At 66.0% G+C, this 12,338-nt stretch carries 8 protein-coding genes; 4 read left to right on the forward strand and 4 right to left on the reverse strand.

What is annotated here, in order from left to right; all coding sequences use genetic code 11:
* The first annotated feature begins 116 nt into the window (after nt 1-116).
* Nucleotides 117-887 carry a protein phosphatase 2C domain-containing protein gene (locus KF688_12655; GenBank protein ID MBX3426524.1) on the forward strand — a complete coding sequence of 257 codons (771 nt, stop codon included), beginning with the start codon at nt 117-119 and terminating at the stop codon, nt 885-887.
* A complete protein-coding gene (locus KF688_12660) occupies nt 850-2,949 on the forward strand; it encodes a hypothetical protein (GenBank protein ID MBX3426525.1) in 2,100 nt (699 codons plus the stop codon). Before KF688_12655 ends, KF688_12660 begins: the two co-directional genes overlap by 38 nt.
* A 76-nt stretch (nt 2,950-3,025) precedes the next feature.
* On the opposite strand, the gene tadA is transcribed toward KF688_12660, so the two are convergent.
* Nucleotides 3,026-4,507, reverse strand: coding sequence for a Flp pilus assembly complex ATPase component TadA (tadA, locus tag KF688_12665; GenBank protein MBX3426526.1), 1,482 nt, complete (start codon nt 4,505-4,507; stop codon nt 3,026-3,028).
* A gap of 304 nt (nt 4,508-4,811) precedes the next feature.
* On the opposite strand from tadA, the gene KF688_12670 reads away from it, so the two are divergent.
* Complete coding sequence (locus tag KF688_12670) at nt 4,812-6,248, forward strand: MATE family efflux transporter (GenBank protein MBX3426527.1); 1,437 nt, start codon at nt 4,812-4,814, stop codon at nt 6,246-6,248.
* A 105-nt stretch (nt 6,249-6,353) separates the two neighbouring features.
* Here the strand turns inward: KF688_12670 and KF688_12675 are convergent, their stop codons facing one another.
* Both KF688_12675 and acs read right to left on the reverse strand, forming a co-directional pair.
* Nucleotides 6,354-6,641, reverse strand: coding sequence for a hypothetical protein (locus KF688_12675; GenBank protein ID MBX3426528.1), 288 nt, complete (start codon nt 6,639-6,641; stop codon nt 6,354-6,356).
* Nucleotides 6,642-6,772: 131 nt separating this feature from the next.
* The gene (gene acs / locus KF688_12680) at nt 6,773-8,731 is read right to left on the reverse strand and encodes an acetate--CoA ligase (protein MBX3426529.1); all 1,959 of its coding nucleotides are present in this window, start codon (nt 8,729-8,731) and stop codon (nt 6,773-6,775) included.
* A 252-nt stretch (nt 8,732-8,983) separates the two neighbouring features.
* Here acs and KF688_12685 point away from each other — a divergent pair, with 252 nt between their 5' ends.
* Nucleotides 8,984-10,966: a glycoside hydrolase family 97 catalytic domain-containing protein gene (locus KF688_12685; protein MBX3426530.1), complete on the forward strand. Its 1,983-nt coding sequence runs from the start codon at nt 8,984-8,986 to the stop codon at nt 10,964-10,966.
* Nucleotides 10,967-11,041: 75 nt separating this feature from the next.
* Here the strand turns inward: KF688_12685 and KF688_12690 are convergent, their stop codons facing one another.
* The gene (locus tag KF688_12690) at nt 11,042-12,268 is read right to left on the reverse strand and encodes a 6-phosphofructokinase (GenBank protein ID MBX3426531.1); all 1,227 of its coding nucleotides are present in this window, start codon (nt 12,266-12,268) and stop codon (nt 11,042-11,044) included.
* Nucleotides 12,269-12,338: the final 70 nt, after the last annotated feature.

Genomic DNA, 12,338 nt, shown 5'->3' on the forward strand with positions numbered 1-12,338 from the left:
GGTTGGTCGAGCAGTTCCGTCAACCGCCGTCGTCGGCCTCCAGCGGCGCCTGCCGCGCGTCGACAATTCGTTGAATCGCCGCTTGGCGTCCCCGCTCTCCGCCCCGTCGCCCCCGTATGGACCAGGACGAACACCGCTGGCGGTTCCTCGCTCAGAGCGTGACAGGGGCTTCCCATGCCGCGGCCGAATTGCCGTGCCAGGACTCCCATGCCGTGGCGGTGGTGGGCGAAGGCGACGCGGCGGCGCTCGTGGCTTGCGTGGCCGACGGAGCGGGGAGCGCCCCCCACAGCGACCAAGGCTCGGCGATCGCCTGCGAATCGCTCCTGGCGAGCGCCCGGCGGCACTACGCCGAGGCGGGCAGTTTCGCGGAGCTCGACGAACCGACCGTCGTCGCCTGGGTCGCCGAAGCTCGGCAGAACGTCGCACGGCGGGCGGAGGAACTCGCTTGCGACCCTCGCGACTTGGCCACCACGATCTGCGCGGCAGTCGTCGGTCCTGAGCGGGCCGTTTTTTTCCAACTCGGCGACGGGGCGATGGTCGTCTCTCGCCAGGGAGTGCACGGAGTCGTATTTTGGCCCCAGTCGGGGGAATACGCCAACACGACCAACTTTCTCACGGCCGACAAATTCGAGCAGAAGCTCGAGTTCGCCGTCGCCCCGGGCCGCATCGAGGAACTGGCGTTGATGACCGACGGGCTCGAACGGCTGGCCCTGCAGTTCGATGCGCGAACCCCGCATTTGCCGTTCTTCGCCCCGCTGTTCAAGGCGATCGTTTCCGACCAGGACGAAGAGACGCTCGCCGCCGACCTTGCCACGTTCCTCCGCTCCCCTGCCATCGAGTCGAGATCGCATGACGACAAGACCCTCGTCCTCGCAACCCGAAATTAGCGCGCTGCAGCTCGTGCTGGTCGACGGCGCGGGGCGCGAAGTCGTGCTCGGCGACGAGATCGGGCGCGGCGGCGAAGGAACCGTCTTCGAGGTGGTCGGCCGCCCCGAGCTGGCGGCCAAGCTGTACAAGAAGTCCCCCCTGGACGAGGAGCAGACTGCCAAGTTCCGCGCTCTCGTCGCACGCCGGAGCGCCGAGCTAGACAAGATTTCCGCGTGGCCGCAGGGGATGCTGTTCAATCCGGGGGACAACGTCCCGTTGGGGTTGATGATGTCGCGCGTCGTCGGCGCCCGGTCGCTGCACGAATTGTACGGCACGACCAATCGTCGGCGTCACTTCCCCGACGCCCAGTGGCGACATTTGCTGCTCGCGGCCCGCAACATCGCCGCGGCGTTTCACACGCTGCATGACGCGGGGGTCGTGTTGGGGGACGTCAACCAGGGGAACATGCTGGTCGACTCGCAGATGATGGTCCGGCTCATCGACTGCGATTCGTTTCAGATTTCCACGGGCGAACGGCTCTTCACCTGCCCGGTGGGGACTCCGCACTTCACGCCTCCGGAACTGCAGACCCTCAAGCTCCGCGAGGTCGCCCGCACGGTCGAACATGATCGGTTCGGGCTGGCCGTGCTGGTGTTCCACATGCTGTTCGTCGGGCGGCACCCGTACGCGGGGCGGTTTCGTCGCACCGGGGATTTGTCGATCGAGCGGGCGATCGCCGAGCGGCGGTTCGCGTTCTCCCGTGATCGCCACGAAACGCTCGTCGACCCGCCCCCCGCGTCGCTCCATTTGGAGGACCTGCCGCCGGGGCTGGCGGTGTTGTTCGAGACGGCCTTCCGGGGCGAGCCGCGCGAACGGCCTGAGCCGATCGACTGGATTCGAAGTCTCGAGTCGCTGATCAAGGAGTGCAAGCTCTGCTCCTACGACGCGGCCCATGTGTATTACCGAGGGCTCAAAGAGTGCCCGTGGTGTCGGATCGAAGACGCGGGAGGACCGTCGTTCTTCGTCGCCGATGCCGGAGGGACGATGGTCAGCAAGGATCGGCTGGCTGCGCTCGAGCTGAAGATTTCGCGATTGTCGCCGGTGACGTTCCCCGCGGTGCCGGCGACGACCCTCGCCCCTCCCAAGATGGCGCTGGTCAAGGCGGCGACGAAACCGGGGCGGCGAACCGCCGTCGATTGGGCCGTCTACGGACTTGTCGCCGCCTGGGGGCTGTGCCTGGCGGGCACGGGGTGGGGGCTGCTGTTGGCCGCAGGAACGGTCGGTTCGCTTGCCGCGGGCGGCTACCTTGTGTTCGGTCGTCCCGGCAAGGAACGCCGCCTTGCCGCGCATGATCAACGGGCCAAGATCGACGCCGGCTACGAGAAGGCGACCAAGCTGTCGCAAATGATCAAGTCGCGCCACGAGCAGCGGCAAGCGGCGTTCGATCGCATGTCCGAGGAGCTCAAGGCCGAGGCGGCCCGGTATCTGGCCAAGGGAGACAAGCTGCAAAGCGTGATCGCCGAATCCGCCCAAATCCAAAAGGCCGAGTACCTCCGCGGGTTTCTTATCGGCGACGAGTGGCGCTCGATCCCGGGGATGTCGCGAAATCTCGTGACGATCCTCGAATCGTTCGGCGTCGAAAACGCCAACGACGTCGATCCGATGATCCTGCACGGCGTGCCGTACGTCGACGACGAAGCGGTGCTGGAGCTCGTGGCTTGGCGGCGCGACAAGGAACACAGCTTCTCGTTCGCGCCGGATCACGGCGTGACGGTGCAGGATCTGAAGGCTCAGGGCGAGTTGGCCGAGCGGCGATTCAAGGCGTCGCAGGCCCGGCGGATTCTCACGGCCGCCAAGCAGCGCGAGGAGTTCGCCGCGACGGCCCGCGAACAGCTCGCCCGCGAGGTCGCTCAGTACGAGAAGGTCGCCGACGAGTGGCGCGAGCAGGCCAAACGGTTCCGCGATTGGCAATCGAGCCGCCGCAAGCGCGAACGCCAGTTGAACGACAACCCGGCCGTCCTGATCGGCTTGGCCACGGGAATCCCGGCGGTCGCGGCGCTGCTGTGGCTGATGCTAGGGTAGGGGAGAGGACCGCACAGAGGATTCATGATCGACGATTTTCAAAGATCGCAAATCATGAACTTTTTCCCGGGCTCCCTTACATCGCCCCCGCCGCGTTCAGTTCCTCGAGCGTCGTCATGCCCGAGAGGAGTTTGAGCGACGCGTCCTCTTGGAGACTGGGGTGTTTGCATTGTCGGGCGTAGCGGGCGACGTCCCCCTCGGTTCCCCCGGCGACGACCATGCGGGCCAGTTCGGCGTCGATCGGTATCATCTCGAACACCCCGACGCGACCTTTGAACCCCCGGTCGTTGCACGCCGCGCAGCGACCCGGACCGTACACCGTGCGGCCGACCGCCTCGGGCCGTCCGATCGCCGCGGCCTCCTCCTCGCTCAGCGGGCGGGGAACGCGGCATTTTTGGCAGAGCCGGCGGACCAGCCGCTGCGCCACCGCCAATCGCAGCGTCGCCGCCGCCTGATACGGGGCAATCCCCATGTCAACCAGCCGCGTGACGACCCCCGCGGCCGAATTGGCATGCACCGTACTGAACACCAAATGTCCCGTGAGCGCCGCCTTGATCGCCACGTCGGCCGTGATCAGGTCGCGAATCTCGCCGATCATGATCACGTCGGGGTCGCTCCGCAGGATGTTGCGCAGCACGGTTTCGAACTTCACGCGGTCGGAACTGTCGACCTCGATCTGCGCGACGCCGACCATGTCGTACTCGACGGGCTCCTCGACCGTGATGATCCGCCCCGGCTGATACGCCAGCCGGTGTCGCAGCGCCGCGTACAGGGTCGTGCTCTTCCCCGCGCCGGTGGGGCCCGACAGCAGCACCAGTCCTTGCTGCTGGGCCGCGGCGCCGGCGAACATCTTGTACCCCTCGGCGCTCATCCCCAGCTTGTTGAGCGTGAGTTGGTCGATCTCGACCGCTAACAGGCGCAGCGTGATCCGCTCGCCGTGGGTCGTGGGAAGCGTCGCCGCTCGGATCGAAATCCGCCGCTTCGGCTCTCCCAACTCGACCAGGAACTGCCCGTCCTGCGCCATCCGCCGTTCGGCGATGTCCATTTTGGCCAGGATCTTGAACCGTCCGATCACGGCGCCGTGGATCGCGATCGGCAGCTTGCGCAGCGGCTCCAACTGCCCGTCCACGCGCAACTGGACGAGCGAGAAGCTCTCCTCGGGATCGATGTGCAGGTCAGACGCCCCGCGCTCGAGCGCCGTCTCCAGCAGTTGATCGCAAAACTCGATGACGTCCGGCAAGTCGGCGCCGGCGTTCTTGGCGTCCCCCTTGCCTTTGAGCCCCAAGGTCCGCGCAAGCGAAGCCAGTTTCGAGTGGGCCTCGGGGTCCTCGCGCTCGGCGACGACCTGCCCCGCAGGCGCCGCGGTCGTCAGCTCCAGCCCCGGGATGTACGCGGCGATGATCCACTCGCTGGAGTCGGCCCGCCGGACCCGATGGGTCGGCATGAGATTGCCCGCCGCGGCCCACTTCTGCAGCTTCTCGAGCGTGTACGGGCCGTACACCTGCCCGTCGCCGATTTCAAAGAACCACTGGTCGGAAGCAGCCGGAGCGGTCGACATAGGCGGGTTCGCAAACGAGTGACAAGTCCCGGCGCTTGTGGCGCCCTTGGCTTGATTGTACCAAGGGAGGAATCGGTTCGCGCGGCCGATGTTCCCGCCCCAGGGGCGAGAACGTGCAGGTGTCAGCGGAACGGGCCATGGCCGGGGAGCTTTCCGGGCCCAATGTCTACTCTCGTCCCGACGGCTCGCTTATGCTGACGGCGAACCTTCCCGCCTCGGGGCGCGTCCCCCCTGAATCGGCCTCGGCGACGTTCCGGCGACTTCGCCAACTTGCCTCCCTGCTCTCTTTTGCCTCGAACGTCCCATGCACGGACCGCTGCTTGACGATTCCACGGAGTCGGTCCCGGGCTCGTGGACCCCGCTGAGTCGCTGGTGGACCCGCCCGGCCGGGGGGGCCGAGGTGCTGCGCGTTGCTGCGCCGCTGGTCGCCTCGAGCGTCTCCTGGACTGCTCTGACGTTCATCGACCGAGTGTTTTTGAAGTGGGAATCAGGCGAGTCGATGTCGGCCGCGTTCGGGGCCTCGGCGGCGTGGTTTGCAGTGCTTTGCTTGCCTTTGGGGATCTGCGCCTACGTAAACACCTTCGTCGCCCAATACCACGGCGACGAACAACCGCGCATGATCGGCCCTGCCGCGTGGCAGGGGGTCTACGTCGCCCTGCTATCGACCCCGCTCTTGGCCGCGGCCGTCTGGGGGGCGCCGCTCATGTTCGGCTGGGCCGAGCACGCCCCGCACGTCACCGACCTTGAGGTCCGCTATTTCCGCATCGTCTGTTATGGCGGCTTGGGGATGTGGATCGCCCAAGCGCTCTCCTGCATTTACAGCGGCCGGGGGCTGACCTGGGTCAACATGTGGATTGACGCCGCGTTCGCCGGGGTGAACGCGGTGCTCGACTACTGCTGGATTTTTGGCCACTTCGGCTTCCCCGCGTTGGGGATCGAAGGCGCCGCGTGGGCGACGACCGTGTCGTTGTGGCTCAAGGGGGCGTTCTATTTGGCCCTGGTGCTGCGAGCCCGCAATCGCCGGGAGCTGGGAACCGACGTCCTACGTTTCGATCCGGAACTGTTCCGCAGGCTGTTGAGGTTCGGCGCCCCCAGCGGCGCCCAGATGCTGCTCGACGTCTCCGGGTTCACCGTTTTTATCCTGATGATGGGCAAGCTGGGGCCCAGCGCCGCCGAGGCGACCGCCCTGGCGTTCAGCGTGAACATGGTCGCCTTCATGCCCATCTGGGGCATCGGCATGGGGGGGAGCATCCTTGTCGGCCAGCACTTGGGCGAGAACCGCGACGACTTGGCCGCTCGCGCCACGAGCACCGCCATGGTCGTTGCGTGCGTATATGCCGTGGCGATTGCGCTGTTGTACGTTGCGGCGCCGGGGTGGTTCCTGGATCCGTTTTTCGCCGGCTCCGGCGGCGCCGACGACGCGGGCATCTACGCCACCGCGACCCGACTGCTGTGGTTCGTCGCCGCGTACACGGTGTTCGACGCGGTGCAGTTGGTGTACGTCTGCACGCTCAAGGGGGCGGGCGACACCCGTTACATCATGCTGGTGAGCCTGGCGATGGCCGCCTTGCTGGCGAGTTCGGCGTGGCTGGCCGTGACGCGCCTGGGCGTGGGGATCTACGGCTGCTGGACCCTGATCATCGCCTGGCTCCTGGCGCTTGCGGTGCTGTACTTCCTGCGCTACCGCGCCGGGCATTGGCGCTCGATGCGGGTGATCGAGATGATCCACGCTCCGCAATGACGAAGCGTCGGCATTGCGCCGACGATTCGCGCCGGTCGGCGTAGGTCGCAAACGATGCCGTCGGCCAAGGGCGCGCTGTGCTCGCCCCTGACCGACAGGCGGGGATTACTTGCTCATCGCTTTCTTGATGAGCCCGACGATCAGGGTGAGGATCGCCCCGCCGCCGGCCGACGCGGCGCCGTTGCCCAGCAGGCCCCCCGCGGCGCCTTCGCCGAAGATCTTCGTGATCAGATCGAACACCCCGGCGAGCTGTCCCCCGCCGATTCCGCCGATGATCCCGCTGATCGTCGCGATCAGCTTGTTAAGATCGAGTTTCTTGAGCGCCGCTCCGACGGCGTTTCCTCCGACCGCGCCGCCGATGAGTTGGATAAGAAGAGGAAGCAACTGATCCATAGCCGACTCCTTGTGCGAGGATGAGACCGAAACTTGCCACGGGCAAGTCCGCCGGGCGTCAATGTACGCGGTCCCGGTGCTGGAGCCTAGCAATTTTCTTCAAGAGGCGAATGTTCGCGCTCGCCAACGACTTACTCCTCGTCGCTTCGCAGCTTCGCCAGTACGCTGTAGTCTTCCAAGGTGGTCGTGTCGCCGACCGACTCCTTGCCCGCGGCGATGTCCTTGAGCAGCCGCCGCATGATTTTGCCGCTGCGAGTTTTGGGAAGCGTGGCGGTGAAGCGGATATCGTCCGGCTGGGCCAAGGCGCCGATCTCCTTGCGGACGTGCTGTTTGAGTTCCGCCCGCAGGGCGTCGCTCGGCTCGCACCCCGCGACGGTGACGAACACCGCGACCGCCTCTCCCTTTAGTTCGTCAGGTCGGCCGACCGCCGCCGCTTCGGCGACGTTGGGGTGGCTTACCAGGGCCGATTCAATCTCGATCGTGCTCAGCCGGTGGCCCGAGACGTTCAGCACGTCGTCGATCCGGCCCATGATCCAGTAGTACCCGTCCTCGTCCCGGCGGGCGTTGTCGCCAGCCAAGTAGCGGCCCGGCGTCTTGCTCCAGTAGACGTCGCGGTACCGGTCGTCGTCTCCCCATATGCCGCGCAGCATTCCCGGCCAGGGGTGAGCGATCGTGAGCCAGCCCCCCTGGTTCTCGCCGACCTCTTCGCCCAGGGGATCGATGATCTGGGGGATGATCCCCGGCAGGGGCTTCGTGCAACTTCCCGGCTTGGCGGGAATCGCCCCTGGGAGCGGGCTCATCATGATCCCTCCCGTCTCGGTCTGCCACCACGTGTCGACGATCGGGCAGCGCTCGGCGCCGATCTTCTCGTGGTACCACGTCCACGCCCGCGGGTTGATCCCCTCGCCCACGGTGCCCAGCAGCCGCAAGCTCGACAGGTCGTGCTTCTCGACATGGCTGTCGCCCCACTTCATGAACGCCCGAATCGCCGTCGGGGCCGTGTAGAAGATCGACACTTTGTACTTTTCGATGATCTTCCAGAACCGATCCTCGGCCGGGAAGTTGGGGGCGCCCTCGTACATCACGCACTGCGCCCCGGCCGCCAGGGGACCGTAGACCAAGTAGCTGTGGCCCGTGACCCAGCCGCAGTCGGCCGTGCACCAGTACACGTCCTCTTCGCGATGATCGAAGACCCACTCGAACGTCTTCTTCGCGAACAGGTTGTAACCGGCGGTCGTGTGGCGAATTCCCTTGGGCTTTCCGGTCGAACCGCTCGTGTAGAGGATGAACAGGGTCGTCTCGCTGTCGAGCGGCTCGGCGGGGCAGTCGTCGCTCGCATGGGCCGCCAGTTCGTGCCACCAGTGGTCGCGCCCCGGCTCCATGTGAACCGCTTCGTTGACGCGATTCAGCACGATGCAGTGCTTGACGGTGGGGGATTTGGCGAGCGCCTCGTCGACCGTCGCTTTGAGCGGCAACGCCTGCCCTCGCCGCCAGCCCGAGTCGGCGGTGATCTGCAATTTCGCTCGGGCGTCGTTGTTGCGATCGGCGATCGCCTCGGCCGAGAACCCCGCGAAAATCACCGAGTGAATCGCCCCGATCCGTGCGCAGGCCAGCATCGCGACGACCAGCTCGGGGGTCATCGGCATGTAGATCGACACGACATCGCCCTGCGCGATCCCCAGCGACTTCAGCATGTTGGCGCAGCGGCAGACTTCGCGCAGCAACTCGGCGTACGACAGCCGCCGCGAATCGCCGGGCTCCCCTTCCCACAGAATCGCCGTGCGATCGCCGCGGCCCTCGGCGACGTGTTTGTCGAGGCAGTTGTACGAGGCGTTCGTCTTGCCGCCGACAAACCACTTGGCAAACGGTTCGTTCCACTCGAGGGTCGTCGTGAACGGCTCGAACCAGTGGAGCTCCTCACGGGCCAACTCGGCCCAAAACGCTTGAGGATCGGCCGCGGCCTTGTCCCACAGCGCCTGGTACTCGTCCAGCGACTTGATCCTGGCCTTGGCCGCGAACTCCGCAGGGGGCGGGAAGACCCGCGACTCGTGCATCACGTTGTCGATGCTGACTGCGGACTGCGACCCCATGGCGAATCTCCGAATCGAATACGACGAGCGGCGGCGTAAGCCAGGAAAACTGAGAAGAACCTCGATTGTAACGGGCGAGAAATCAGGTTCAATGATGATCAAGCCGGGGTTGGGACGCCGTCTGCCCCGGAATTCGGCCCCGTTTCGTCCCGGCTGCAACAGGGAGCGGACGTGTTCTGCTCGTCAGTACGGGATCCGCTATCTCCCAGAATAGTCCGCCAGAATTGAATCGTTCGAGGACGCAGCACTACGATGATTGCCAAGCTTTTCGCCATATTTATCGTCCTGTCCCTGGCGGGCGTCGCTCGCGCTGCTGAAACGTGCGGCGACGTGAGCAGCCCCGATGGCCAGTTGCGGGTGCGGATTGTGCTCGACGACGCGGGAGCGCCACGGTACGCGATCGAACGGCAGGGCCGCCCCGTGCTGCTCGACTCGAAGTTGGGGCTCGTGCGGGACGACGCCGATTTCACGAGCGGCCTTCGCTTCCTCGGCGCCGAGCCGGTGCACGTCGTCGTCGACGAGTACGAGATTCTCACGGCCAAGCGTCGCCGCAATCGCTACGAGGCGAACGAGGCCGTATTTCACTATGCCGAATCCGGGGGGCGATTGCTCGATGTCGTGTTCCGCGTTTCTCGCGACGGCGTCGCGTTTCGCTATCGCTTTCCCGAGACCGACGCGACGACGCATGAGATCAAGACCGAGGCGACCTCGTTCCGCTTCCTCCCCGCGACGCGCGCCTGGTTGCAGCCGATGTCGGTCGCCAAGACCGGGTGGGAGAAGTCCAATCCGTCGTACGAGGAGTACTACGAGAAGGACGTCGAAGTCGGCAAGCCGTCGCCGACCGGCGCCGGATGGGTCTTCCCCGCGTTGTTTCGCACGACAGCGTTTGAGGAAGGTGACACGTGGGTGCTCCTCAGCGAAACGGGGCTGGGCCGCACCTACTGCGGCTGCCGTCTGGGGAGCGAGTCTCCCGGCGGCGAGTACGCGATCGCTTTCGCCGATCCCCGCGAGGTCTTCCCCGGCGGTCCGGCGAATCCGACCTCGTCGCTCCCGTGGACGACCCCCTGGCGGGTGATCGTCGTCGGCTCGCTGGAGACCGTGACCGAATCGATGTTGGGGGTCGATTTGGCCGATCCGCCCGCGGAACCGGCGGCCGCCGCCGATCTCCCGGGCAAGTCCTCGTGGAGTTGGGTCTTGCTGAAGGACGACCACACCGTGTTCGACGTGCAGAAGCAGTTCATCGACTACGCCCGCGACATGCACTGGAAGTATTGCCTCGTCGACGCAGATTGGGATCGCAAGATCGGCGAAGAAAAATTGGCCGAACTGGTTCGCTACGGTCGCGACAAGAATGTGAAGATCATTGTCTGGTACAACTCGGCCGGCTCGTGGAACACGACCCCCTACACGCCGCGCGACAAGATGCTTTCGCACGAGAGTCGCGTCGCGGAATTCGAGAAGCTCAAGGAGCTCGGCGTCGCGGGGCTGAAGATCGACTTCTTCGGCGGCGACGGGCAATCGATGATCGCCTACTACCACGACATTCTCGAGGACGCGGCGCCGTACGGACTGGCGATCAACTTCCACGGGGCCACGCTCCCCCGCGGCTGGCAGCGAACTTACCCCCATTTGATGACGATGGAGTCGATCCGCGGCATGGAGTTCATCACGTTCGAGCAGGCCAACGCCGATCAGGCGCCGAGTCACAACGCCCTGCTGCCGTTCACGCGCAACGTGTTCGACCCGATGGACTACACGCCGACGGCGCTCGACCGCGTGCCGAACATCCGTCGGCGGACGACGGCGGGGCACGAGTTGGCGCTGGCGGTGCTGTTCACCTCGGGGATCCAGCACTACGCCGAGATCCCCGCCGGGATGGTCAAGGCGCCTGATTTCGTGCAGGAGTTCTTGCGTCATGTCCCCGCCGTTTGGGACGACGTGAAGTTCCTCGCCGGCGAGCCGGGCAAGTTCGTCGTCCTGGCCCGCCGCTGCGGCGATCGCTGGTACGTCGCGGGAATCAACGGCGAACCGACCCCGCGGAGCATCGCGTTGCCGCTGGGCGAACTGGGCGTCTCGCGGGCGGAGACGATGACGGTCATCGCCGACGGCCCCGTCGAAGCCGAAGGACCGTCGTTCCGGGAAGAGCGCGTCTCGCTCGGCGAACGGCCGTGGGAAACGACGCTCCCTCCCCACGGCGGATTTGTCGGCGTGGTCCGCGCACGCGCGAGCCAATAGTCGGCGCCAGTCGGCGTCGCCCCTCCGGGGCGACCGATCGCCGACGCTTCCTGCGCCCAGGCGACGATTGCATCGCTATTCCGCCAGCGCCTCGTCGGCCGCCGCTTCGCACAAGTCGAGCGTGAACTCGACGTCCGCTTCCACTTCGTCCGCGGTCGCGGCTTCGCCCTCGTCGGCGAGCAGCCAGTTCGGACACGCGAACGGGCTCTCGTCGGCCGGGCAGTCGCCGAAGCTGATCCCCATCGCCCGGGCCGCTTGCACCGCGGCCCCGCACGGATCGACCTCGCGAATGTGATTGACCGCCTCCATGATCGCCACGCTTCCCATCTCGGGCGGGTTGTAGCAAATCATCTCTCCGAACCGTCGCTCGACAATCAGCCGCACCGCGTGGGCGCCGTATTGCGTGGCCAGCACGCGATCGAATGTCGTTGGCGCCCCGCCTCGTTGCAGATGGCCGAGGATCACCGTGCGGCACTCGCGATGGAGCCGGCGTTCGATCTCACCCGCCACCAGCGGCCCGATCCCTCCCAGCTTCGCTTGGGCGCCTGCTCGCTCCTGCGATACGAGCCCCACGTCCGGCAACGGCGCCCCCTCGGCGACGACGACCAGCGTGAACTTCTTCCCTTTCGCCTCGCGGTCGAGGATTTTGTGGCATACGTCGTCGTAGGTCCACGGAATCTCGGGGAGCAGGATGACGTCCCCCCCGCCCGCAATTCCTGCGTGCAGGGCGATCCACCCCGCGTGGCGCCCCATAACCTCCAGGACCATGATTCGCTCGTGGCTGGCCGCGGTCGTGTGGAGCCGATCGAGGGCGTTGGTCGCGCACTCGACCGCGCTGTCGAACCCGAACGTAAATGCGGTCGCCTGCAGGTCGTTGTCGATCGTCTTGGGGACCCCCACGACGGGGATGCCGTATTCGTGAAATTGCTGGGCGACGGCAAGCGAGCCGTCGCCGCCGATGCAGATCAGACCTTCGATTCCCAACTGCCGAACCGTGCCGGCGACTCCTTCGAGCAGTTCCGGATCCAGTTCGACCCGATCGGCGACCCCGACCGTGGCTGCGAACCGGCCTTTGTTCGTCGACCCCAGGATCGTCCCCCCCTGGTTGAGGATCCCGGTCGTGTTTTTCGAAGTGAGCGTGACGTAGTTGACGGGGTTGTAGAGTCCCTCGTATCCCTTGAGGAACCCGAGACACTCGTACCCGAGTTGATGGGCCGCCTTGAACGCTCCGCGGATGACCGCGTTGAGTCCGGGGCAGTCGCCCCCGCTGGTGAGAATGCCGATGCGTTTCTTGGCGCTCATGACGGAGGGAATCCTGCGAGGATACGTAGGCGACGATGGTCTGCGGCGCAACGCCGAACAGACAATCGTA

This window comes from Pirellulales bacterium, from assembly GCA_019636345.1.
Lineage (GTDB): Bacteria > Planctomycetota > Planctomycetia > Pirellulales > Lacipirellulaceae.